General features: G+C 68.4%; 24 protein-coding genes and 1 tRNA gene. 14 read left to right on the top strand and 11 right to left on the bottom strand.

The features are described 5' to 3' along the window. The first annotated feature begins 125 nt into the window (after positions 1 to 125). Complete coding sequence (locus KBY71_RS08045) at positions 126 to 797, top strand: hypothetical protein (protein WP_254928412.1); 672 nt, start codon at positions 126 to 128, stop codon at positions 795 to 797. Here KBY71_RS08045 and folP read toward each other — a convergent pair whose 3' ends face one another. Genes folP through KBY71_RS08030 form a run of 3 tightly spaced genes read right to left on the bottom strand, consistent with a single transcriptional unit; the run spans position 798 to position 2,613 of the window. Next, a complete protein-coding gene (folP, locus tag KBY71_RS08040; protein WP_254928411.1) occupies positions 798 to 1,634 on the bottom strand; it encodes a dihydropteroate synthase in 837 nt (278 codons plus the stop codon). It abuts the gene before it with no gap. A 10-nt stretch (positions 1,635 to 1,644) separates the two neighbouring features. Beyond that, on the bottom strand, positions 1,645 to 2,373 hold the full coding sequence (tpiA, locus tag KBY71_RS08035; RefSeq protein ID WP_254928421.1) for a triose-phosphate isomerase: 729 nt from the start codon (positions 2,371 to 2,373) through the stop codon (positions 1,645 to 1,647). 30 nt (positions 2,374 to 2,403) lie between these two features. Next, a complete protein-coding gene (locus KBY71_RS08030; RefSeq protein WP_254928410.1) occupies positions 2,404 to 2,613 on the bottom strand; it encodes an RNA-binding S4 domain-containing protein in 210 nt (69 codons plus the stop codon). A 35-nt stretch (positions 2,614 to 2,648) separates the two neighbouring features. Between KBY71_RS08030 and KBY71_RS08025 the strand changes: the two genes are divergently transcribed. From KBY71_RS08025 to KBY71_RS08015, 3 genes are read left to right on the top strand one after another with little or no spacing between them, the layout of a single operon-like run. Then, positions 2,649 to 4,388 (top strand): ABC transporter ATP-binding protein, encoded by a 1,740-nt coding sequence (locus tag KBY71_RS08025; RefSeq protein WP_254928409.1) that lies wholly within the window; start codon positions 2,649 to 2,651, stop codon positions 4,386 to 4,388. After that, positions 4,388 to 4,687 (top strand): hypothetical protein, encoded by a 300-nt coding sequence (locus tag KBY71_RS08020; RefSeq protein ID WP_254928408.1) that lies wholly within the window; start codon positions 4,388 to 4,390, stop codon positions 4,685 to 4,687. The genes KBY71_RS08025 and KBY71_RS08020 overlap by 1 nt, the downstream gene beginning before the upstream one ends. A 22-nt stretch (positions 4,688 to 4,709) precedes the next feature. Then, entirely contained in the window at positions 4,710 to 4,943 is a 234-nt protein-coding gene (locus KBY71_RS08015; RefSeq protein WP_190390263.1) for a DUF6447 family protein, read from the top strand. 27 nt (positions 4,944 to 4,970) lie between these two features. Here the strand turns inward: KBY71_RS08015 and KBY71_RS08010 are convergent, their stop codons facing one another. The 5 genes from KBY71_RS08010 to carB form a co-directional block, all read right to left on the bottom strand. Next, complete coding sequence (locus tag KBY71_RS08010) at positions 4,971 to 5,984, bottom strand: ABC transporter substrate-binding protein (RefSeq protein WP_254928407.1); 1,014 nt, start codon at positions 5,982 to 5,984, stop codon at positions 4,971 to 4,973. Then, positions 5,965 to 6,831, bottom strand: a complete 867-nt coding sequence (locus KBY71_RS08005) for an ABC transporter ATP-binding protein (RefSeq protein ID WP_254928406.1) — start codon at positions 6,829 to 6,831, stop codon at positions 5,965 to 5,967. Before KBY71_RS08005 ends, KBY71_RS08010 begins: the two co-directional genes overlap by 20 nt. Further along, positions 6,828 to 7,715, bottom strand: a complete 888-nt coding sequence (locus KBY71_RS08000) for an ABC transporter permease (RefSeq protein ID WP_254928405.1) — start codon at positions 7,713 to 7,715, stop codon at positions 6,828 to 6,830. Before KBY71_RS08000 ends, KBY71_RS08005 begins: the two co-directional genes overlap by 4 nt. 32 nt (positions 7,716 to 7,747) lie before the next feature. Then, on the bottom strand, positions 7,748 to 8,452 hold the full coding sequence (locus tag KBY71_RS07995; protein WP_254928404.1) for a DUF3386 domain-containing protein: 705 nt from the start codon (positions 8,450 to 8,452) through the stop codon (positions 7,748 to 7,750). Positions 8,453 to 8,517: 65 nt separating this feature from the next. Then, the gene (gene carB / locus KBY71_RS07990; RefSeq protein ID WP_254928403.1) at positions 8,518 to 11,853 is read right to left on the bottom strand and encodes a carbamoyl-phosphate synthase large subunit; all 3,336 of its coding nucleotides are present in this window, start codon (positions 11,851 to 11,853) and stop codon (positions 8,518 to 8,520) included. A gap of 124 nt (positions 11,854 to 11,977) precedes the next feature. On the opposite strand from carB, the gene KBY71_RS07985 reads away from it, so the two are divergent. The 6 genes from KBY71_RS07985 to KBY71_RS07960 all read left to right on the top strand — a co-directional run bounded on the left by KBY71_RS07985 (position 11,978) and on the right by KBY71_RS07960 (position 16,365). Beyond that, a complete protein-coding gene (locus KBY71_RS07985; RefSeq protein ID WP_190390257.1) occupies positions 11,978 to 12,613 on the top strand; it encodes a DUF3318 domain-containing protein in 636 nt (211 codons plus the stop codon). Further along, positions 12,606 to 12,995, top strand: coding sequence for a ribosome silencing factor (rsfS, locus tag KBY71_RS07980; protein ID WP_190390256.1), 390 nt, complete (start codon positions 12,606 to 12,608; stop codon positions 12,993 to 12,995). The genes KBY71_RS07985 and rsfS overlap by 8 nt, the downstream gene beginning before the upstream one ends. 5 nt (positions 12,996 to 13,000) lie before the next feature. Further along, positions 13,001 to 13,483, top strand: a complete 483-nt coding sequence (locus KBY71_RS07975; RefSeq protein WP_254928402.1) for a CGLD27 family protein — start codon at positions 13,001 to 13,003, stop codon at positions 13,481 to 13,483. 19 nt (positions 13,484 to 13,502) lie between these two features. After that, on the top strand, positions 13,503 to 14,474 hold the full coding sequence (locus tag KBY71_RS07970) for an asparaginase (RefSeq protein ID WP_254928401.1): 972 nt from the start codon (positions 13,503 to 13,505) through the stop codon (positions 14,472 to 14,474). A gap of 56 nt (positions 14,475 to 14,530) precedes the next feature. Further along, positions 14,531 to 14,607 (top strand) — tRNA-Met (locus tag KBY71_RS07965). A gap of 126 nt (positions 14,608 to 14,733) precedes the next feature. Further along, positions 14,734 to 16,365: a GMC oxidoreductase gene (locus KBY71_RS07960; RefSeq protein ID WP_254928400.1), complete on the top strand. Its 1,632-nt coding sequence runs from the start codon at positions 14,734 to 14,736 to the stop codon at positions 16,363 to 16,365. Positions 16,366 to 16,534: 169 nt separating this feature from the next. Here the strand turns inward: KBY71_RS07960 and KBY71_RS07955 are convergent, their stop codons facing one another. Both KBY71_RS07955 and KBY71_RS07950 read right to left on the bottom strand, forming a co-directional pair. Further along, positions 16,535 to 16,822 carry a DUF2811 domain-containing protein gene (locus KBY71_RS07955; RefSeq protein ID WP_315858545.1) on the bottom strand — a complete coding sequence of 96 codons (288 nt, stop codon included), beginning with the start codon at positions 16,820 to 16,822 and terminating at the stop codon, positions 16,535 to 16,537. A gap of 452 nt (positions 16,823 to 17,274) precedes the next feature. Next, positions 17,275 to 18,381 (bottom strand): sirohydrochlorin chelatase, encoded by a 1,107-nt coding sequence (locus KBY71_RS07950; protein ID WP_254928399.1) that lies wholly within the window; start codon positions 18,379 to 18,381, stop codon positions 17,275 to 17,277. Positions 18,382 to 18,493: 112 nt separating this feature from the next. Here KBY71_RS07950 and KBY71_RS07945 point away from each other — a divergent pair, with 112 nt between their 5' ends. The 3 genes from KBY71_RS07945 to KBY71_RS07935 are packed head-to-tail and all read left to right on the top strand — an operon-like array spanning position 18,494 to position 20,310. Then, positions 18,494 to 19,150: a ParB-like protein gene (locus KBY71_RS07945; RefSeq protein WP_254928398.1), complete on the top strand. Its 657-nt coding sequence runs from the start codon at positions 18,494 to 18,496 to the stop codon at positions 19,148 to 19,150. 14 nt (positions 19,151 to 19,164) lie between these two features. Next, entirely contained in the window at positions 19,165 to 19,611 is a 447-nt protein-coding gene (locus KBY71_RS07940; protein WP_254928397.1) for a universal stress protein, read from the top strand. Positions 19,612 to 19,653: 42 nt separating this feature from the next. After that, positions 19,654 to 20,310, top strand: a complete 657-nt coding sequence (locus tag KBY71_RS07935; RefSeq protein WP_254928396.1) for a hypothetical protein — start codon at positions 19,654 to 19,656, stop codon at positions 20,308 to 20,310. On the opposite strand, the gene KBY71_RS07930 is transcribed toward KBY71_RS07935, so the two are convergent. Continuing rightward, the gene (locus KBY71_RS07930; RefSeq protein WP_254928395.1) at positions 20,307 to 22,706 is read right to left on the bottom strand and encodes a glycogen/starch/alpha-glucan phosphorylase; all 2,400 of its coding nucleotides are present in this window, start codon (positions 22,704 to 22,706) and stop codon (positions 20,307 to 20,309) included. The two genes, KBY71_RS07935 and KBY71_RS07930, sit on opposite strands and share 4 nt — an antisense overlap. A gap of 175 nt (positions 22,707 to 22,881) precedes the next feature. On the opposite strand from KBY71_RS07930, the gene KBY71_RS07925 reads away from it, so the two are divergent. After that, positions 22,882 to 23,400, top strand: a 519-nt coding sequence (locus tag KBY71_RS07925; RefSeq protein ID WP_254928419.1) for a glutamine synthetase III, incomplete at its 3' end; no start/stop codon positions are given.

Here is a 23,400-nt window from a genome sequence, read left to right as displayed (position 1 = left end):
ACAACTGGTTGGGAAAAATTGCGCGTTCTGCACGGGCAACGTCCCAATTCACGGCTAGGTTGAGGCCGTTGGGGTGAAGTGTCTTCTCGGCCCACACCCGTCAGAACCCGTCTGGAGTTGTAGGGATGTATCGGTTCCGTCTGAGTTCGGAGCAAGTGCAGCTGGAGCTGGTGGCCAATGGCAGCACCTCCCGCCTGCCGTTTCAGGTGATTGGCCCCACCACCGAGGTGGCTTTCCTGGAGGAGCTGATTGAGGAGAGCCTCGGCAGCCTCACCCTGAATCCCCGGGAGCTGTTTGGCTTCCTCGGCAACGACGCCTGGGTGCGCGAGGCGTTCCAGGCACCCCAGGTGATCGAGGGCGACCTCAATGCCGCCGCCAGCACCGACACCAGCTTCCAGCGTCAGACCCTCGGCAACAAGCTCGTTCAGGCCGGCGTGCTGGAGATTGAAGAACTGGAGCAACTGCTGGAGGACTACCGCCCCTTTGCCGAAACCCAGCGCTTCGGCGAATTCCTGAGGCTCAACCTGCAGGTGCCGCCCCAGCTGCTCGATCTGCTGCTCAACCCCGCCCTCTTTGACGAGCAGGGCTTCAATGAGAAACGGCTCGGCGAGCGGCTGGTGGAGATGGGCTGCATCACCCCCGAGCAGCTCGACCAGGCCCTCAACCTGCAGCGCACCAAGGGTGGCCGGGTGGGTGAGCTGCTGGCCGAGCTGGGCTTCATCTCCCCCACCACCGCCCGTTTCTTCTCGATGGCCAAGGTGAACGAGAAGGGCCAGATCGACTACCAAGCTGGCTGATCAGGCCGGAGCATCAGAGCGCAGGGCATCGGCCATGCGGGCGATCTGCACGATCGGCCCCACATCGTGCACCCGCAACATCCTGGCGCCCTGGGCGATCGCCTGGCTGCATACCGCCGCCGTGCCCCACAGCCGGGCCCGGGGCCGGGGCTCCTCCAGCACCGCGCCGATGAAGCGTTTGCGCGAGGGCCCCACCAGCAGGGGCACGCCTTCGGCCGCCAGCACCGCCAGCCCCCGCAGCAGGGCCAGGTTCTGCTCGGTGTCCTTGGCAAAGCCCAGCCCCGGATCCCAGATCAGCTGCTCCGGCCGCACCCCCGCCGCCAGGGCCGTGTCGCTGGCCTGCAGCAGCCCCTGCCGCACCTCGGACACCACATCGCCGTAGCGGGCCAGGCCATCCATGCTGCGGCTGTCGCCGCGGCTGTGCATCAGCACCAGGGGGCAGCCCGCAGCCGCCGCCAGCCGCAGCAGGGCAGGATCGCGCCGGCCCGCACTCACATCGTTGATCCAGTGGGCCCCCGCCGCCAGGGCCGCCTCCGCCACCGGGGCATGGAAGGTGTCGATCGAGAGCAGGGCTTCAGGATGGGCGGCGCGGATCGCCTTGAGCGCCGGCAGCAGCCGCTCCAGCTCGCGTGTGGGCCCCACCTCCTCGGCGCCGGGGCGGGTGCTCTGGGCACCCAGATCCAACACATCGGCCCCCTGGGCCAGCAGCAGCCGGGCCTGACACACCGCCGCTTCCGGCCGATCAAACCGGCCGCCATCGCTGAAGGAATCGGGGGTGAGGTTGAGCACCCCCATCACGCCGGTGCGCGCCCCCCAGGGCAGCCGGGGATCGCCCATCAGGGCAACCTCAACGGCCGTAGTTGGCGATGCGGGCAAAGCTCACCGGATCGAGCGAGGCCCCACCCACCAGCACGCCGTCGATGTCGCTCTGGGCCATCAGATCGTCGATGGTGGCCGGATTCACCGAACCGCCGTACTGCACCGTGACGGAGGAATTGCCCACCCAGCCGCGGATCAACCCGCAGATGCGGTTGGCCTCCTCGGCGGCACAGGTCTTGCCGGTGCCGATCGCCCAGATCGGTTCGTAGGCCACGATCAGCCGGGTGGGATCCACCGCTTCAAGGCCCTGCTCGATCTGGCGGTGGATCACCCGCTCCGTTTCATTCGACTCCCGCTGATCCAGGCTTTCGCCCACGCACAGGATCGGAATCAGCCCATGGCGCTGGGCGTTGCGGGCACGCAGGTTGATCTGCTCGTCGCTCTCGCTGTAGTACTTGCGGGGCTCGCTGTGGCCCACGATCGCGTGGCTGACGCCATGCTCCAGCAGCATCAGCGCCGAAATCATGCCGGTGTAGGCGCCGGTGTCCTCCCAGTGGACGTTCTGGCCGGCGATGTTCACCCCGGCCCCCTCCAGGTGGCGGCAGAGGGTGGGGATCGAGGTGAAGGGTGGCGCGATCACCACCTCGCGGTCGTCGGGGAGATCGGCAATCAGCGGGCGGAACGCTGCCGCAAACACCCGCGTCTCGGCACAGGTCATGTGCATCTTCCAGTTGCCCGCGATCACGGCCTTGCGCACCGGCACCACCTCACTGATTGTCAGCAAAACCTAATGGGCCGCCGGTCGAGGCACCGCCCTGGCAGGGGTGAACAGCAGCTCACGGCCGTCAACCGCCACCGCGTCCCCCAGGGCCAGCTGGCGGCCACGGCGGGTTTCGATCGTGCCGTTCACCCGCACATCGCCCCGCTGGATGCGCAGCTTGGCCTCGCCACCGGTGCCCACCAGGCCCTGAAATTTGAGGAATTGGTCGAGTTTCAAAGGCCGGCGTGCTGCGGCAGCGATAGCGTGCCCCCATGCTTGCACCTTCGCCGGCCGGCTTTCGACACCTCTGGCCGCTGCTGAAGCCCCACCGCCGCCGTCTCGCCGCCGGGGGGATCTGCATGCTCCTCTACGTGGCCTGCTGGCCCCTGCTGGCCTGGTTGGCCGGTCAGTTGATCCCGGCCATCGGCGCCGGCAACTTCCCCCTGGTGCTGCGCACGATCGCCGCGGCCCTGGGCCTGTTCCTGGTGCAGAAGGCCGCCCAGTTTGGCCAGGACACCCTGCTGGCGGGCCCCGCCCTGCGGGTGAGCCAGGAGCTGCGCCGGGGCCTGTTCGCCCGCCTGCAGCGGCTCGATTTCGGCGCCCTGGAGAAGCTCTCCGCCGGCGACCTCACCTACCGCCTCACCGAAGACGCCGACCGGGTGGGCGAGGTGATCTACAAAACCATCCAGGACACCACCCCCAGCGCCCTGCAACTGGTGGTGGTGCTGGGCTACATGGTGTGGCTCGACGGCCCCCTGGCCCTGGCCACCCTGCTGCTCGCCCCCGTGGTGGTGCTGCTGGTGAGCAGCTTCGGCGCCCGGGTGATGGCGGCGGCCGAACGCAGCCAGAAGCAAGTGAGTGAACTGGCCGGCCTGCTCGGCGAGGCGATCGGCGGCCTGCCCCTGGTGCGGGCCTTCGCCGCCGAACCCTGGCTGCAGCAGCGCTTCGACACCGAAATCGACCTGCACCGCCGGGCCCGGTACCGCACCTTGAAGCTGCTGGCCCTGCAGCACCCGGTGGTGGGGTTCCTGGAAGCGGCCGGCATCCTCACCGTGCTGCTGATCGGCGCCGCCCGCATTCAGGCCGGCGGGCTCAACAGCCAGGGCTTCAGCAGTTACGTGGCGGCCCTGCTGATGCTGATCGATCCGATCTCCCACCTCACCACCAACTTCAACGAATTCCAGCAGGGGCAGGCCTCCCTGCGGCGGCTGCGGGCGATCGAGGCCGAGCCGGTGGAGGTGCCGGATCGCCCCACGGCCCAGCCCCTCGGTGCGGTGCGCGGCGAGCTGGTGCTGGAGCAGGTGCGCTTCGGCTACAGCGCCGCCCAACCGGTGCTGCACGACCTCAACCTCAGCGTCGCCCCCGGCCAGGTGGTGGCCCTGGTGGGGCCCTCGGGCGCCGGCAAGAGCACCCTCTTTTCCCTGCTGCTGCGCTTCAACACGGCCCAGCAGGGCCGGGTGCTGCTCGACGGTCACGACCTCGCCGACCTGCGGGCCCGGGATCTGCGCCGCGCCGTGGCCCTGGTGCCCCAGCAGAGCAGTGTGTTTTCCGGCACGGTGGCCGAGGCAATCGCCTTTGGCCGGCCCGCCGACGACGCCGCCATCCGCCAGGCCGCCAGCCTGGCCAACGCCGCTGGCTTCATTGAGGCCCTACCCGACGGCTATGCCAGCCGGATCGAGGAGCGGGGCAGCAACTTTTCCGGCGGCCAACTGCAACGGCTGGCGATTGCCCGGGCCGTGCTGGGCAACCCGGCGGTGCTGCTGCTCGATGAGGCCACCAGTGCCCTCGATGCCGAAGCGGAAGAGGCGGTGCAGCGGGGGCTGGAGCAGGCCATGGCCGGACGCACCGTGCTGGTGATTGCCCACCGCCTGGCCACGGTGCAGGGTGCCGACCGCATCCTGGTGCTCGATGGCGGGCGCATCGTGGAGCAGGGCAGCCACAATGCCTTGATGGCCCAAGGTGGCCGCTACCGCGAGCTCTGCGAGCGCCAATTCATTCACCTGCAGACCTGATGACGTGGGAGTACCGGGTGATCCACATCAACGTGGAAAGCGGCAACCCGCCGGGGCCACCGTCCCCGCAGGCGGACAGTGAGCGCCTGGGCGGCGCCCTGAGCCCCGAGTTCCTCAAGAAGGAATTTCCCCAGCAGTACGACGCCGCGGCCACCCGGCCCCGCCATCCAGCCGAACAGCTGCAGTTCTTTCTCAATGCCCTTGGCAAGGAGAACTGGGAGATGGTGGAAGCCTCCCAGGTGGGGCCGCTGCTGATGTTTTTCTTCAAGCGACCGGTGCTGGATCCGCCCGTATCCTGAGGACTGCCCACTCCTGGTTTCCTTGGATAACGCGTCCCAGCCCAACTCCAACCAGCCCCCCGTGCTGACCTTCGAGGGCAACCGCTACGACCTCAACAGCCTTCCCGACGACATGAAGGAGCTGGTGCGGGGCATGCAGGTGGCCGATGCCCAGCTGCGCATGCACGAAGACACCCTCAAGGTGCTCGCCGTGGGCCGGCAGGCGATGGCCAGCCAGCTCAACGACAAGCTGAAGACCATCACCCCCCTGCCCTGAGGGCCTGCCTGAGGAACGGGGTGGGCCTCAGCCCACCACCTCCTTGGCGTCCTTGATCAGCTGCTCGGGCAGGGTCACCCCGATCGCCGCAGCGGTGGCCTTGTTCACCAGCAGCTCGGTTTTGGTGAGGGGCTCGAAGGCCATCGTGGCCGGCGATTCGCCCTTGAGCACCCGCACCGCCAGCTTGCCGGCGGCGTAGCCGTCGTCGAAGTAGGCCCAGCCGATCGTGGCCAGGCAGCCCGGCAGCTTGATGTCGTCGGCATCCACCGAATACACGGGGATCTTCTTCTCGAGGCCCACCTTGGCGATCGAGCCGAAGCCCTGGATGGTGGCGTAATCGCCGATCTTCACGAAGGCCTCCACCTTCTGCTCGGCCAGCACCTGGGCTGCTTGGAGCACCTCACCGGAGTTGGCCACCGACTGCTCCACCACGGTGATGTTGCGCTTGGCCGCCTCCTCCTTGAGCACCTTGGCCTCGTATTCCGAGTTGGGCTCGCCGGGATTGAAGATCACACCCACGGTCTTGAGCTCGGGATTGATCTGACGGGCCAGATCGAGCTCCTTGCCCATCGGGTTGGTGCCGATGGTGCCCACCACGTTGGGCTTGTGCTGACCCACGCCACCCGGGGGTGTGCCGGCTCCGGCGCCCCAGGGATTGGAGCAGTAGCAGAAGATCACCGGGGTGGTGGCCGGGGCCACCTTCATGGCGGCCTGGAGGGGGGGCGTTCCCACCGCCAGGATCATGTCCACCTTGTCGCCCACGAACTGCTTCGTGACCAGGGTGGTGTTGGGCAGTTCACCGGCCGCATCCTTCTGGATGAAGTTCACCGTTTTGCCAGGGATGTAGCCCGCTTCCGCCAGGGCTGCTTCAAAGCCCTTGCGGGTGTTGTTCGGCGGCGGCGCATCCACCATCTGCAACATGCCGATGGTGGGGCCCTTCACCTTGGCGCCCCCACCCAATTTTCCGCAGGCCGACAGCACAACTGTGCTCACGGCACCGGCCCCCACCAGACTCAGGAATTCACGACGCTGGAGACCCATCGGGGGCACTGGACGACTGCGGAGCCACTATGGCCGCGCCGTACATCGCCCGCAACGCCGGCGGATCCAGGTCTTCACGCTCCGCAGCGCTCCAGTCGCCGATCAGGCTGCCCTCGTGCAGCATCACCAGCCGGTCGCCGTGGCCCAGGGCCTGGTCAAGGCTGTGGGTCACCATCAAGGCGGTGGTACCCAGCTGGCGCACGAGCCGATCGGTGAGGGCCATCACCGTGGCCTCCGCCCGGGGATCGAGGGCCGCGGTGTGCTCGTCGAGCAGCAGCAGGTCGGGCGATCCCAGGGTGGCCATCACCAGGCTCAGGGTCTGACGCTGACCACCCGAGAGCTGGCCCACGGGCTCATCGAGCCGATCGGCCAGGGGCAGCCCCAGATCCCCCAGCAGCTCCCGGTAGCGGCGTCGATCGGCCCCGTTCGGGTGGATGCCACCCAGCATGCCGATCAGGGCGCCGCCGATCAGCCGGGCGGGCCGGTGGCGGCGCTCGGCCAGACGCAGGTTTTCAGCCACGGTGAGGGCCGGGCAGGTGCCCTCGAGAGGGTTTTGCATCACCCGACCGATCCAGCGGGCCCGCTGGTAATCACGCAGCTTGTGCAGGGGCTTGTTGCCCAGGTGGATCTGGCCGCTGTCGTGGCGCAGGGTGCCGGCCACCAGGTTGAGCAGGGTGCTCTTGCCGGAGCCGTTGCTGCCGATCACCACCAGAAACTGGCCCGGCGGGCAGGTGAGTGAAAAGTCGCGGAACAGCTGGCGCCAGCCTGAGCCGGGCAGCGGGTGGCCCCAACTGAGCCCAGAAACCGTGAGCCCGGATTGGACGGGCGCCGGGGTGGCGTGGCTCATCCCAGCAGCCTCCCCTGATCCGAAAGGCCCGGGATGCGGAGCCGGCCGAAGGCCAGGGCGATCAGCAGCAGCAGGGCGGTGGCCAGCTTGAGATCCACCGGCTCCAGCCCCAGCTGCAGGGCGATCGCAATCATGGTGCGGAAGAGGATCGCCCCCACCACCACCGCCAGCAGCGCCTGGGGCACCGAGCGGGGCCGCAGCACCGACTCGCCGATGATCACCATGCCGAGGCCGAGGATCAGCGAGCCGATGCCCATGGTCACGTCGGCGAAACCCTGATAGGTGGCCACCAGGCCACCGGCCAAGGCCACCAGCCCGTTGGCAGCCGCAATGCCCACCGTGAGTCCGCGGCGTTGGTTGATGCCATTGGCCCGGGCCATGGTGGGGTTGTTGCCCAGGGCCCGCAGGGACAGGCCGAAATCGGTGGCCAGCAGCAGGCTGATCAACAGAATCAAGCCGCCCATGGCCAGGGTCAATCCCACCAGCCACTGGCCGTCGAGACCCAGGCCCAGATCGGGCAGGGCCAGGATCCCCGCCGGCGTTTCCGGCAGGGGAATGTTGGAGCGGCCCATCAGCCGCAGGGTGATCGAGTAGAGGCCGGTGGTGGTGAGGATGCCGGCGAAGAGGTCGTTGACCCCCAGCCTGGTATGGATCAGGCCGGTCACCACCCCCGCCAGGCAGCCAAACAGGAACGCCAGCCCCAGGGCCAAGGGAATGGGTGCGCCCTGGCTGATCAGCACAGCGGCCGTGCCGCCGCCGAGGGCAAAGGAGCCATCAACGGTGAGGTCGGGGAAGTTGAGGACGCGCAGCGTCAGATAGGTGCCCAGGGCGAGGCCGGCGTAGGCCAAACCCTGATCCGCGGCACCGAGCCAGAGGGAAAGCATGCCCGCATTGTGCCGGCCGCCCGCGCCCCGGCCTAGCCCAGGGGGGCGAGATCCTCGAACCGAAACACCTGGCGGCCGGCCGGCGTGTCGCCCCAGGCTTCGGTCTCCACCACCCGCTCGCCCAGCACCCAGGGGCCCACACCGGCCAGGGGCACGAAGGTGTCGGTGAAGCGGCTGAGGCCGCCCTTGGCTTCGCCGGTGGCGGGGTCGCTGTACTGGCTGGTGTAGCAGCGGCTCAGGTAGCCGCTGCCGGTGTCGGTGGTGCTCTCGGTGAAGATCGTCACCACGGTGCCGTGGATGTGGCGGTGCACCATCGTCACCACGTCATTCTGGATCCGGTAGCGATCACCGGTGTTCTTGCCGCCCACGATCACCTCGGTGCCCACCGCATCGGTGTCGCCGGCGGTGAAGGTGTTCTCGCCGTGGGTCTGCTCGAAACTGCGGCGCACCCGGTGGATCGCCACCTCCCACAGCTGGGACGCCAGGGCCTTGTGGATCGCCTCATCAGCGATGCCCTCCACCGTGGCCTTGAGATCGGCGCCCACCACAAAGGTGCCCTCGGCCCGCCTGTCCGCTTCACCAGACGCCCCGGGCTGTTCCCAGATGCAGCGGCCGCGGTAACCCCCGAAGCCGGGCTCCCAGGTGTAGCGATTGGCGTAGGCGGCGCGGAAGGCCGATGTGCAGTCGCCGCCGGGGGCGAGCACGGGGCTGGTGGGGGCCTCAGGGGTGGCGGTCACGGGCAGGGGCGGCGGGAGGTCTGCAACCTTAACGAGACCGGTCCTGGCTGACGGACCGGACCGGCCTAACGGGACGGGGCCGGGCGGGACAGTGCGGGATGGATGTCCTGCAGGGCATTCACCTCGATCGTCTGCTGCTGCAGGGCGGTGATCGCCTCCACGGCGGCCCGGGCGCCGGCCAGGGTGGTGACCGTCGGCACGGCGTAGTCGAGGGCGGCCCGGCGCAGGTACTTGTCGTCGTGGGCGGCCTGGCGGCCGATCGGGGTGTTGATGATCAGCTGGATCCGGGCCGAGCGGATCGCATCCTCGATATTGGGCCGGCCCTCGTGCACCTTGAGGATCGCTTCCACCGCGAGCCCGGCGGCCCGCAGCACCTCGGCGGTGCCGCTGGTGGCGATCAGGGCAAATCCCAGCCCCACCAGCCGCTGGGCCACGGGCACCAGGGCCGCCTTGTCGCGGTCGTGGGTGGAGAGGAACACCGTGCCCGTGGTGGGCAGGGCCTCGTTGGCGGCCAGTTCGGCCTTGGCATAGGCCATGCCGGCGGTGGTGGCGATGCCCATCACCTCACCGGTGCTGCGCATCTCCGGACCCAGCAGGGTGTCGGAGCCGGGGAAGCGCTTGAACGGCAGCACCGCCTCCTTCACGGTCTGCAGGGGCGGCCGGGGTTCGGCCGTGAGGCCCAGCTCCGCCAGGGTGCGGCCGGCCATCAGCTGGCTGGCCACCTTGGCCAGGGCCACGCCGGTGGCCTTGGCCACGAACGGCACCGTGCGGGAGGCCCGGGGGTTGGCCTCGATGATGAACACCCGCTCACCCTCCTCCGGATCCACCTGCACCGCGAACTGCAAGTTGATCAGGCCGCGTACCCCCAGGGCCAGGGCCAGGGCCCGGCTCCAGGCGCGGATCGTGGCCAGGGCCGCCTCGCTGAGGCTCACCGACGGCAGCCAGCAGGCCGAGTCGCCCGAGTGGATCCCCGCCGGCTCGATGTGCTCCATCACCCCACCGATCACCACCTGCCCGTCGCGGTCACAGAGGGCATCCACGTCCACCTCGATGGCGTTGTTGAGGTACTGGTCGATCAGCACCGGGTGGTCGGGCTCCACCTGCACCGCTTCCACCATGTAGCGGTTGAGTTCGTCTTCGCCGTACACCACCTCCATGGCCCGGCCGCCCAGCACGTAGCTGGGACGCACCACCACGGGATAGCCCACCCGCTCGGCCACGGCGCGGGCCTCGGCCTCGCTGCGGGCCAGGCCGTTGCGGGGCTGGCGAATCTCCAGCCGGCGCAGGATCGCCTCAAACTGCTCCCGGTCTTCAGCCGAATCGATGGATTCCGGTGAGGTGCCCCAGATGCGGGTGCCGGTGGCCAGCCCCTCGGGGGAGGCCAGCCAGCGCAGCAGCGGCATCGCCAGCTTGAGCGGCGTTTGGCCGCCGAACTGCACGATCACCCCCTCGGGGCGCTCCACCTCGATCACGTTGAGCACGTCCTCGAGGGTGAGGGGCTCGAAGTAGAGCCGGTCGCTGGTGTCGTAGTCGGTCGACACCGTTTCCGGGTTGCTGTTCACCATCACGGTGGCAAAGCCTTCGGCCTGCAGGGCGAAGGAGGCGTGCACGCAGCAGTAGTCGAATTCGATGCCCTGGCCGATGCGGTTGGGGCCACCGCCCAGGATCATCACCTTGCGGCGGCTTTCGGGCTGCACCTCGTTTTCCGGCGGCACGATCTCGAGCGCACCGGCGGCGTTGAGCCGCTCAAGCGGCCGCTCGTAGGTGGAGTAGTGGTACGGGGTGCTGGAGGCGAATTCCGCCGCGCAGGTGTCCACGGTCTTGAACACGGCGTTGACGCCGAGGGCCTGGCGGTGGCGACGCACCTCCAGCTCCTGGCTGCCGGTGGCCCAGGCGAGCTGACGATCCGAAAAGCCCAGCTGCTTGAGCTCCAGCAGGGCCGGGGCCTCGAGCTCCGCCAGCTGGCGGCCCAGCAGCAGGCCCCGCTCGGCCTCGAGGATGCGGCGCAGCTTGGCCAGGAACCAGGGATCGATGGCGCTGAGCTGGTGGATCTCGTCGTCGCTGCGGCCGGCGAGCATCGCCGCGCGCACGGCGAAGATCCGCTCCGGGGTGGCGGTGCGCAGGGCGCGCTCCAGCTCGGTGGGCTCCCAGTGGGCATCGGGCCGGTCGCAACCCCAACCGGCATGGCCCGTTTCCAGGGAGCGCAGCGCCTTCTGGAACGACTCCTCAAAGCAGCGGCCGATCGCCATCGCCTCCCCCACCGACTTCATCGAGGTGGTGAGCACCGCCGGGCTGCCGCGGAATTTCTCAAAGGCGAAGCGGGGAATCTTCGTGACCACGTAATCAATCGTGGGCTCGAAGCAGGCCGGCGTGGCGCCGGTGATGTCGTTGACGATTTCGTCGAGGGTGTAGCCCACCGCCAGCCGGGCGGCGATCTTGGCGATCGGGAAGCCGGTGGCCTTGCTGGCCAGGGCCGAGCTGCGGGACACCCGCGGATTCATCTCGATCACCACCACGTCACCGTTGACGGGGTTGATGGCGAACTGGATGTTGCTGCCGCCGGTGTCGACACCGATCTCGCGGATGATCGCGATCGACTGGTCGCGCAGGCGCTGATACTCCCGGTCCGTGAGGGTCTGGGCCGGGGCCACGGTGATCGAATCCCCGGTGTGCACCCCCATCGGATCGAGGTTTTCGATGCTGCACACGATCACCACGTTGTCGGCGGTGTCGCGCATCACCTCGAGCTCGAATTCCTTCCAGCCCAGCAGCGACTGCTCGATCAGGATCTGGGAGACGGGGCTGGCCTCCAGGCCGCTCTTGCAGAAGGCGCGGAACTCCTCGGGGTTGTAGGCGATGCCGCCGCCGCTGCCGCCCAGGGTGAAGGCCGGGCGAATGATGCGGGGATAGCTGCCGATGGCGTCGCCCACCCGTTCGGCCTCCTCCGGGGTGTTGGCGATGCCGGAGGGACACACCGCCACCCCGATCCGCTCCATCGCCTCCTTGAACAGGAGCCGGTCTTCCGCCTTCTGGATGGCCTCGAGGTTCGCCCCGATCAACTCCACCCCGTGCTTGGCCAGGGTGCCGTTCTCGGCCAGGGTGACCGCCAGGTTGAGGGCGGTCTGGCCGCCCATGGTGGGCAGCAGGGCGTCGGGCTTCTCAATCTCGATCACCCGGGCCACCACCTCGGGGGTGAGCGGCTCGATGTAGGTGCGATCCGCCATGTCCGGATCGGTCATGATCGAGGCCGGGTTGGAATTCACCAACACCACCTCAAAGCCCTCGGCCCGCAGGGCCTTGCAGGCCTGGGTGCCGGAATAGTCAAATTCACAGGCCTGGCCGATCACGATCGGACCCGAGCCCAGCAGCAGGATGCGCCTGAGGTCCGTGCGGCGGGGCATGGGGGTGAGCTAGCCAAACCTGCCTAGCCTCTCACGCGCCCCAGGCCGGCTTTCTCCCCTGGAGCCCCGTTCGGCAGGGGAGAGTGGAATCGCTAACGTGAATCCCAACGCGGTCTCCCACCCGATGAGCGAACTCCAGCGCCTGAAAGGGCTGCTGCCCCCGGAATTGCAGAGCTGGGTGTTTGTGGAAGCGGCCGCTTCGGTGGACCCGCCCCTGGTCACCATTGAGGAGATCGGCCGCGACGAGGTGGAGATCCAGGTGGATCTGGAGAAGTGGGACGGCTTGGCGCTCGACCACCGCAATCTGCTGTTCTGGCATGAGGTGGGCCGGATCCAGAACGACGCCGTGCCCCGGGACGGCTGGGAAATGGCGGCCCTGGCCATCGGCCTGGGCGGCGCCATCGGCGAGCTGTGGGTGCAGGACGGTCTGCTGCTGGTGATGGCCCTGGGCTTGTCCGGGTTTGCCGGCTACCGCCTCTACCTCAAGAACAACTCCGAAAAGCGGCTCCAGGACGCCATTGCCGCCGATGAGCGGGCCATCGACCTGGCCACCCGCTTCGGCTACACCCTGCCCAATGCCTACAAGAGCCTGGGCGGCGCCCTCAAGGAGCTGGTGGAGCAGACCCGCAAGAAGAAGAAACGCACCTTCTACGAAGACCGACTGGAGGCGCTGCGCAAAAGTGCCGGCAAGGCCCGGGCCGAAATGGCCCAGCAGCAGGGCTCCCGCCAATCCGTGACCAGCGAGAACGTGTATGGCTGATTCCCTCCCAGACCTCGACAGCGAAGCCCTGGCCCGGTTGGCGGCCGAGGCCTGCGACGATCGCAAGGCCGTCGACATCCGGTTGATCCGGGTGGATGAGGTGTCGTCCCTGGCCGACTGGTTCGTGATCTGCAGTGGCCTTTCGGACGTGCAGGTGCGCGCCATCGCCCGCTCGGTGGAGGATCAGATCGAGGAGACCACCGGCCGGCTGCCCCTGCGCCGGGAGGGCCAGAAGGAGGGCCGCTGGATGCTGCTCGACTACGGCGAGGTGATCGTGCACGTGCTCACCCCCAGCGAGCGCACCTATTACGACCTCGAATCCTTCTGGGGCCACGGCGAACAGGTGCGCTTCGTAAGCTCAACTCCAGCCGTCACCCCCTGAGATCCATGCCGTGCCCGGTGCCGCCCGAGCAACGGCCCCTGCGGGAATACGAGCAGCTGCTCGAGTCGTGGTTTTTTGTCTGGCCGGCCCACACCCTGGGCGGCCTCCTGCGTCCCCTGGCCACCAGCTGGCTGCTGCTGCTGCCCCTCACCGTGTTGGTGGCCAGTGGCAGCTGGGTGATGCGCCATCATCCGCTGCAGCTGGTGCTCGCCGGCATGGTGGCCGCCGTGGCCCTGCCGATCCTGCTGCTGGTGCGCCAGTGGCTGGGCTGGAATTACGTGCACCGGCGCCTGATCTCCGAGCGGGTGGAATACGAGGAATCGGGCTGGTACGACGGCCAGGTGTGGGAAAAGCCCCTGCCCTGGCGCCAACAGGACCTGCTCGTGGCCCAGCACCAGGTGCAGCCCGTGCTGCGGCGGCTGCAGCAGGGGGCGGCACTGGCCGTGATCCTGGCCCTGCTGGGGGCGAGCCTCTGTCAGGCTCTGTGAGATCGGTTCCCGGGCTCCTGTGACCCTGTCCTCCAGTTTTGGTGGCACCGCCCGTGGGGGCGTCCCTCCCCTGGAGGTGCGTCTGCTGCGCAACGGCATCGTGGAATCCCGCCACCGGGTGCATGCCGTGGTGTGCGACGGCCGGGGGCGGGTGTTGATGCGGGCGGGGGATCCCCAGCAGCTGAGCTTCGTGCGCTCGGCCCTCAAACCCTTCCAGGCCACCGTGTTCGTGGGCAGCGGCGCGGCCGACCACTGCAATTGCGGCGAGCGGGGACTGGCGATCGCCTGCGCCAGCCATGCCGGCACCGCCATGCATGCCCGCGAGGCCTTCAAGCTGCTCTGGGGCGCCGAGATCGAGGCCGAACAGCTGCAGTGCCCCGTGCCCGAGTGCGGCAGCAGCCCCCTGGAGCACAACTGCTCCGGCAAGCACGCCGCCTTCCTCGCCACCTGCCGCCAGCTGGGCTGGAGTCGGGAGAGCTACCTGCAGAAGGAGCACCCCCTGCAGCAGGAAGTGCTGAAACGGGTGGGCGATCTGCTGGCCCTGCCCCCCGCCGAGCTGCTCACCGCCCGCGACGACTGCGGCGCCCCCACCCTCCAGCTGCAACTGGCCCAGATGGCCCTGCTCTATGCCCACCTGGGGGCCGGCAGCCAGGCCGATCTGGAGCGGCTGAGCCGGGCGATGCTGGCCCATCCCGAGCTGGTGGCCGGCGAGGGCCGCTTCGACACCGAACTGATGCGCCGCGGCCATGGCCAGGTGCTCAGCAAGGGGGGTGCCGAGGGCATCCAGTGCCTCAGTCGCGTGGGGGAAGGGCTGGGGGTGGCGATCAAGGTGGAGGACGGCTCCGCCCGGGCCAAGCAGGCCGTCGCCCTGCATCTGCTCGAGCAGCTCGACTGGCTGACACCGATGACCCTGGAAGAGCTGCGCGGCAGCTTCCTGCACCCGGCCCCCCATCTGCAGCTCGAGGTGATCGGCGAGTTGCGCTTCGACTGATCCCTTCGCCTGATCCCTTGGGGTGGGCACTCCGACTGGTATGGTTGGGAAGTCGACGCGGGGTAGAGCAGTCTGGTAGCTCGTCGGGCTCATAACCCGAAGGTCGCGAGTTCAAATCTCGCCCCCGCCACCACATCCCGAAACCCCGGCAGCCCCCTGTCGGGGTTTCGTTGTTCTGGGCCCTCAGCACGGTCTCGGCCCCTGCACGCTCCCAGGCCTCATCCGTCCCTTGCGCTTCCCGGCGATGCCAGCCCAGGCGATGGCCCCTTCCCCCACCGCGTTCCAGCCCGACGCCATCGTGGTGGGATCCGGAGCCACCGGCGGCGTGGCGGCCATGGTGCTGGCTGAGGCGGGCCTGCGGGTGCTGGTGCTGGAGGCGGGCCCCGACCTCTCGGCCCGCGAGGCCTTCGGCAGCGAACCGCTGAACACGGCCCGCCGTCTGGCCAACATGTCCAGCGGCAAACAGCGGCTGCAGCGCCATCACCCGGGGTTCTGGAAGCACAACCCCAACCTGTTCGTCGATGAGCGACGCAACCCCTACTCCACCCCCGACGATGCCCCCTTTCTGTGGAGCCGGGGGCGCCAGGTGGGGGGCAAGAGCCTCACCTGGGGAGGCATCACCCTGCGCCTCTCCGACCACGAATTCAAGCCGGGGCAGGGGCCGGGCTGGCCGATCAGCCACGCCGACCTGGATCCCTACTACACGCGGCTGGAGCAGCTGCTGGGGGTGCACGGGGGCCGCGATGGGTTGCCCCAGCTGCCCGACGGACACATGCTGCCGCCGCTGCCCTTCACCCCGGGGGAAGCGCACCTCCAGAGCCGCATCGGGCGCGAGCTGGACCTGCCCCTGATCCATTCCCGCGGCTTCAACCTGCACCGGGGGCCCGGCTGGCCTCGATCAGCGAGCCAGGGATCCACCCTGGCCCGGGCCCGGGCCACCGGCCGCACCCAGGTGCGCAGCCATGCCGTGGTGAGCCATCTGGTGCTCGACGGCGAGAGGGCCCGCGGCGTGGTGGTGGTGGATGGCTCCACCGGCGCCCGCGAGCAGATCACGGCGCCCCTGGTAGTGCTCTGCGCCTCCACGATCGAAACCCTGCGGATCCTGTTGCACTCGAGCGCCGCGCACCAGGCCGGCGGCCTGGCCGACCCCTCCGGCAGCCTGGGGCGCTACCTGATGGACCACATCTCCAGCAGCCGCTTTTTTTCGATCCCCGGGGTGGAAGCCCCTCGCGAGCCCGTGGAACTCTCCGGCGCCGGCAGTTGCTTCATCCCCAACACCGTGAACCTGGGGCCGGCCAGCGCCACCGATTTCCAGGGCGGCTATGGCCTCTGGACGGCCCTGCAGCGCTTCGATCCCCCGGCCCTGCTGCAGCGCCGCCGCGGCGAGGCGGTGGGTTTCCTGATCGGCCATGGCGACGTGCAACCCAAGGCCGACAACCGGGTGACGTTGAACACGGAATGTCTCGATGCCTGGGGGTTGCCCACCGCCCACATCACCTGCCGCTGGGGGGAGAACGAGCAGCGCCTGGTGGCCCACATGCACCGGCGGATGGAGGCCGTGGTGGCCGCCGCTGGCGGGCAGATCCGTGCGATCGAAGATCTCTTCGTGCTGCCCCTGCTGGAGCCCTGGATCCGCAGCAGCCTGGCGGTGAGCGCCGACGCCCCACCCCCCGGCTATTACATCCATGAACTCGGTGGGGCCCGGATGGCGGCGACGCCGGAGCAAGGGGTGGTGAACCCCCTCAACCAGTGCTGGGGGGCACCCAACGTGCTGGTGGTGGATGGGGCCTGCTGGCCCCGGGCGGGCTGGCAAAGCCCCACCCTCACGGAGATGGCGATCACCTGGCGCGCCTGTGAGGCCGCTGCCAGCCGGCTGCGCCGGGGCGATTGACAGGATCCCCGCACCCGTGGGCCAACCCGTGTCGATCGCCACAATCGGCACGGTTGCCGGCCCGCACAATGACGGAGCGACCTCTCACAGGGTCGGGCAAGGGAGACTCAGGCGGAGGTTGGCCCCTCCGCCTTTTTTTTCGTCTGCGCCACCCAGGCCCAGGGCCGGCTCAGGGGCGCAGGAACAGGCCGTTGAGGTAGTGCTGGGTCACCCCCTGATCGCCGCAGCCGTTCTGGAACAGAAAACCCGCCAACGCTGAGGAGATCAGCCGGTACTGGTCCCACTGGGGATGGTGCTCCAGGAACTGACGCATGCCATCGAACAGCACCTCGGGCACTTCGGCCTCCAGGCTGATGCTCACCGGCGCCGCCACCGGAACCCCGTCATCCGCGCCGAGCGGCAGGGGCTCGGCCGCGGGGGGATGGGCAGCGGAGGGATGGGCACAGTCCTTCTCCATGCAGCGTTGAAGGTGACTGTGCTCGAAGGCCATTGCGGAGACGTGGGGGCGGGAGGTGCCCAGTACGCCACACCAGAGGCAGCGGCGTCAAAGGCCGAGGCCTTGGTCGAACCCATGCCGATTCAGGCTGAGATCGCCTGTGCTGGCGGACACTCGGCCGGTGCAGCGACGGTTGCACCGCACCGCTGAAGATCGGGGCCAGCCGCTGTCAAGGGCGACTTGAACAAAACCGAACATTCCCCAGACCCTCGTCCGAATCGGCCTTCCTGACCCCCATTCTGGGGAAAACCCCCTTGAATCTGGGGAAAAACCGAGGCGAATGGGGAAAGCCCTCACTAATCAGCAGAGCTGATGCAAGCGAGTCTCGAGAGACCCTTTAAAAGACGAGACGCCTGAGCCACTTCAAACCATCCGGTTGTCTTCCGAATGTGATGAAGGAGATCGCGATGTCCTCACCCGGGGCGCAGGGTTCGCGGACCCAGGGGGTGGTCGGCGTGGGGGTAGGGCGGATGGTGGTGAGCCTGCTCATGGCTGTGGTCATGACCGTGCTCGTGGTCATGGTGATGGTCATGGGCGTGGCTGCCCACCGGAATCGGCACGCCATCGGGCTGGCAAGCCCCGGTGCACTCCCGCTCGCAGAGGTCGCACCCGTCGGTGAGGCCCTCCACGTGGTGGTGATGGCTGTGCTGGGGGGCCCCCACTTCGGTCTCGAAGCCCAGAACCTGGGCCCGGTATTTGCAGAGGGAGCAGTTCATGTTGGTGTCGCCGCGCACCACCTCCGCCACCCGCTCCACGAAGGTGTCGAGCACGAGGGGATGATCCGCGAGATAGGAGGCCTTCACGAACTCCACCTCCGGATGGTCGGCGGCAACACGGTCGGTGTGCTGCTGGATGCGGCTCACCAACACGCCTGAAAACAGGAAGTAGGGAAAGACGACGATCCGCCGGTAGCCAAGCCGCACCAGATGGCGCAGGCCCGGCTCCACCAGGGGGAAGGTGACGCCGGAATAGACGGTTTCACCCCAGCCGAAGCCGAAGCCCTCCACCAGCATCCGCGTCACCTTGGCGACGTTGGAGTTGGCATCGGGATCGGAGGAACCGCGACCCACCACCACCAGCAGGGTGTCATGCAGCGGCACCTCACCACCGGCCTGGTCGAGGGCCTCACGGATCCGCGCTCCAGCGGCCTGGATCATCTTCAAATCGACGCCCAGCTCCCGGCCGTAGTCGATGCGCAGGCCCGTCTCGGCCGCGTAGGTGTTCAACACCGAGGGGATGTCGTTCTTGGCATGGCCCGCCGCAAACAACATGGCCGGCACCGCCAGCACATGGGTGACACCCCGGGCCCTCAGGGCATCAAGACCATCCCGCAGGATCGGCCTGGCGAACTCCAGATAGCCGTACTCCACGGGCACCGCGGGCAACTGCTCCTGCAGGCCCCGGGCCAAGGCGGCAAATTCGGCCACCGCCAGCCGGTTCCGACTGCCATGGCCGCAGACCAACACCCCGATCGGCCCGTGGGGGCCGGCGCTGAGGTCTGGAGGGGGAAGGGAAGCCATGGCCGGTTGCACCTGAAAGCGACCCTATTCCCGCGGGCCAGGCCGGGAGAAGCGGGGCAAGGGCTGCATTCAGGGGGGAGAATGGAAAGGCTTTCAGGCTGGCCACGCCGCCATGGCCTTGCGCCTCCCCCCCTATCAGCCCTTGCCCGCCCCCAGCGAGGGAGGGGAGCTGCTGGAGGTGCCCATCGGCCAGCTGCGGCCTACCCAGCTCTGCATCGGGCTGGCCGAGGTGCGCAGTCGGCTGCGGGATTTCAGCACTGAGGATGCGCGGGAACGGCGGTCCTATCTGGGCACCAAGCCGGTGCCCCTGGTGCGGAACCGCTCCGGTGACGTGTGGATGGTGGATCGCCACCACCGCCTGAGGGCCCTGATCGAAATGGACCCCGGAGCCACGGCCTTTGGCTATGTGGTGTTGGAGCTCGACACCGACGACCACCAGCAGGTGCTCGACGCCCTGCACCAGCGCGGCTGGCTCTATCTGTATGACGGACGTGGGCTGGGCCCCCTCTCCCCCTCCGCCCTGCCCGACCAGCTCACCGGGCTCCAGGACGATCCCTACCGCAGCCTGGTGTGGAAGCTGAAGAAGGAGGGGGTGCTGGCCCCCGCCCCCCTGATCCCGTTCCACGAATTTCGCTGGGGGGCCTGGCTGCGCAGCCGTCCCCTGCCGCCCTTCAGCTCCGACCAGCTCGATCCCGCCCTGCCCCGGGCCCGGGCCCTGGCCCGCTCCGCAGCCGCCTCCCATCTGGCCGGCTGGAAAGGCACCCCCTGACCCCTCCCCAACCCATGTCCTACCGCCACCTGCTGGTGCCCACCGATGGCTCCGAACTCTCCACCAAGGCGGTGCAGCAGGCCGTCGACCTGGCCCGCAGCCTGGGGGCCAGGCTGACCGTGTTTCACGTGCAGACCAACTTCCCCATCTCCCTGGTGGGGGTGGGCGAGCTGGTGGATCCCCACACGGTGGAGGCCCTGGTGACGGCGGCCCGGAACGGCGCCGAACGGATCCTGGCGGAGGCCGCCGCCGTTGCCGAGGCCGCCGGTGTGCCCTGTGACCGCGACACCGTTGTGCATTCCCTCCCCTACGCCGCGATCGTGGAGGCCGCCGGGCGCCATGGCGCCGACCTGATCGTGATGGCCTCCCACGGACGGCGCGGGCTGGAAGGGGTGCTGCTGGGCAGCGAAACCCACCGGGTGCTCACCCACAGCCCCTGTCCGGTGCTGGTGGTGCGCTGAGGGCTGGCCACTACGCTGCGGTCAAGCGCAACAGGCGAGCCGGTGGTGAAGGACGAAACGAGCAGGGGCGAGGAACTGCGGGCCCTGGGCTGGACGCCCGAAGAGGTGCGCCAGTACGAGGAGCTCTGGGAGTACCGCCAGCGCTGGGGGGCGATCAACCTCGAGCCGGAAGACCGGGTGTTTCTGCGCCGGGCCGAGGCAGCCCTGCCCAAGCGGGTGGCCCATGGCAAGGGTTCGCTGAAGAAGACCCTGCAGCAGAAGTCGCACTACCGCTGGCTGAGCTTTTATCGCGACGCCATGCTCTCCAGCGCCGAGAGCCTGGGACTGCAGCCCGGTGAGGAAGCCGCCTGGGTGATCCTGCTGGAGGAGGAGCTGCGGGCCCTCGACCACTACAAGCCGGTGCTGGGCCTGCCCGACACCCTCAAGGCCAAGGAGCTGCTGCCGGCCCGGGAGGCCTGGATCGAGGCGGTGGCCCCGCAGGGCCGCGGGCTGAGCTTCGACTTCGACGCGCCGCTGGAGGCCCTCAAGCAGCAGGAAGCCACCAGCTGGAAGCCCCTGCGCGGCGAAGGTGCCCGGTCCTACCCGGTGCTTCCTGCCGAGGCGGCCGCGGCCTTCCGCACCCAGGTGGGCCAGGAGGTGGCCGCGCACATCCGCGCCACCTTCCCCTCGCTCAAGGACAGCGACAAGCCAGCGCCCTAGGGCGCTGGGGCCTCAGCGCTGGCCTGCACCCGCACCGGCTCCACCTTCCAGATGCGCTCGGCGTACTCGCGGATCGAGCGGTCGCTGCTGAAGAAACCGCAGCGCATGGTGTTGTGCAGCGACATGCGGGCCCAACGGCCCCGGTCGACCCAGGCCTCATCCACCGCATTCTGGGCCCGGCGGTAGTCGGCCACATCCGCCATCACCCGGAAGGGGTCGTGGCTGGTGAGGCTGGCCAGCAGCGGATGGAAGAGCTCCCCATCCCCCTCGCTGAAGTAGCCGGAGCCGATCAGCTCCAAGGCCTCGCGCACCAGGGGATCCTGTTCGATCCAGGGCATGGGGTGGTAGCCGCTGTGGTGGAGCTGCTCGATCTGCTCGGCGGTGTGGCCGAACAGGAAGAAGTTCTCGGCTCCGACGCAATCGCGGATCTCGATGTTGGCGCCATCGAGGGTGCCGATCGTGACCGCCCCGTTGAGGGCCATCTTCATGTTGCCGGTGCCGGAGGCCTCCTTGCCGGCGGTGGAGATCTGCTCGGAGAGATCCACCGCCGGATACACCAGCTGGCCCAGGCTGACGCTGAAATTCGGCAGGAACACCACCTTGAGTCGGCCATCCATGGCCGGATCCATGTTCACCACATCGGCGATGCCCACCAGCAGCCGGATGATCAGCTTGGCCAGGGCGTAGCCCGGAGCGGCCTTGCCTCCGAACACGAACGTGCGGGGCGGCAGGTTCTCACCGGCGCGGATGCGCAGGTAGCGCTCCACGATCTGCAGGGCCGCCATGTGCTGGCGCTTGTATTCATGGATCCGCTTCACCTGCACGTCGAACAGGGAGGTGTGATCCACCAGCACCCCTAGCTCGCGCCGCATGTGCTGGGCCAGACGCTGCTTGCCCAGGTCGCGCACGGTCTGCCAGCGCTCGAGGAACGCGGGATCGTCAGCGTGGGCAGCCAGGCCCTTCAGCTCCTCGAGGTCGGAGCGCCAGCGGTCGCCAATCACCTCATCGAGCAGGGCCGCCAGGGGCGGATTGGCCACGGCCAGCCAGCGGCGCGGGGTGACGCCATTGGTGACGTTGATGAAGCGCTCCGGCCAGATGCGGGCCAGATCAGCAAACAGGTGCTGCTTCAGCAGGGTGCTGTGCAGCTCGGCCACCCCATTGACGTGATGGCTACCCACCACGGCCAGGTGGGCCATGCGCACGCGCCGCTGGGAGCCCTCCTCGATCAGGGAGATGCGCTGCAGGATCTGGGGATCCCCGGGGTAGCGAATCCGGGCCATGCGCAGGAAGCGCGTGTTGATCTCGTAGATGATCTCCAGCTGGCGGGGCAGCAGCTGCTCAAACAGCTCCACGCCCCAGGTTTCGAGGGCTTCAGGCAGCAGGGTGTGGTTGGTGTAGCTGATGCTGGCCGTGGTGATCGACCAGGCGGTATCCCAATCGACACCATGCACATCCATCAGCAGCCGCATCAGCTCGGCCACGGCGATCGCCGGATGGGTGTCGTTGAGCTGCACCGCAAATTTGCGGTGGAAGTCGGTGACCTCCAGGCCCTGGCCGCGCAGGATGCGGAACATGTCCTGCAGCGAACAGCTCACGAAGAAGATCTGCTGGGAGAGGCGCAGCCGCTTGCCCTGGTCCAGCTCGTCGTTGGGGTAGAGCACCTTGGAGAGGGTCTCCGACTGCATCTTGCGCAGCACGGCCCGGGTGTAATCGCCGGCATTGAAGGAGGCGAAATCGAAGGCCTCCGGCGCCACCGCCGACCACAGCCGCAGGGTGTTGGCGGTGTTGACGCCGTAGCCCAGGATCGGCGTGTCATGGGCCACACCAATCACCGTGTGCTCACCGATCTGCACCGGGTAGCTCCACTCCGGCCGGATCACCTCCCAGGGATTGCCCTGGGCCAGCCAGGGATCGGTGCTCTCCACCTGCCCCTGGGGCGTGATCTGCTGGCGGAAGATGCCGAATTCATAGCGAATGCCGTAGCCGATCGCCGGCAGCTCCAGCGTCGCCATCGACTCCTGGAAGCAGGCCGCCAGCCGGCCCAGACCGCCGTTGCCCAGGCCGGGTTCGGGCTCCTCGGCGATCAACTCCTCCAAGTTGAGGCCAAGGGTGGTGCAGGCCTCGCGGGCCGCCTCCACCAGGCCCAGGTTCACCAGGTTGTTTTCCAGGTGGGGGCCGAGGAGGTACTCCGCCGAGAGGTAGGTGGCGGTGCGCACGTGCTCCCGGGTGTACGTGTCGGCGGTGTCGACCCAGTTCTTGAGCAGGCGGTCGCGCACCGCCAACGCCAAGCAGCGGTAGTGGTCGTGGCGGGTGGCCAGGGAGGTGGATTTGGCCTGGCTGAAGAAGAGATGCCGCTGCATCGCTTCCACCAGGGCCTGGCTGTGGGCTGAGGCCATCCCTGGTCTCCCTGCAAAGGTGAAGTCTGGAGCTGGCGGCTGGAATCCGCAGGGGCGTGGTCACGGTGTCCGGACACGAACGGAGACCAATTGGTCCAGTGGTATCAACCGCAGCAAAGCCAGGGGGGCCTGAAGGCTTTGGGTGGTGCCACGTGAATTGATCCGCACCGTTCCCATGCCCTCCCAGCCCCGTCTCCAGGCCCTCGAGCAGATCCAAAGCCGTCCCGCCGTCGCCACCGAACCCGCCACCGGGCTGGAGGAGCTCTGGGCCTGTGACGTGTTCACCCTGGACAAGATGAAATCGGCCCTCCCCAAGGAGGTGTTCAAGTCGATCCAGCGCACCATCCGCGAGGGCGGCAAGCTCGACATGTCGATGGCCAACGTGGTGGCCCAGGCGATGAAGGACTGGGCCACCAGTCGCGGCGCCCTCTACTACGCCCACGTCTTCTATCCCCTCACCAACCTCACCGCCGAGAAGCACGACGGCTTCATTTCGCCCCAGGGGGACGGAACGGTCATCTCGGAATTCACCGGCAAGCTGCTGGTGCAGGGCGAGCCCGACGGCTCCTCCTTCCCCAACGGCGGCATCCGCTCCACCTTTGAGGCCCGCGGCTACACCGCCTGGGACATCACCAGCCCCGCCTACCTCATGCAGACCCCCAACGGGGTCACCCTCTGCATTCCCACCGTCTTC

Source organism: Cyanobium sp. T1B-Tous (genome assembly GCF_024345475.1).
Classification (GTDB): domain Bacteria; phylum Cyanobacteriota; class Cyanobacteriia; order PCC-6307; family Cyanobiaceae; genus Cyanobium_A.
Note: the sequence above shows the minus strand (reverse complement) of the source record. Positions and strands in the feature narration are given on the sequence as shown.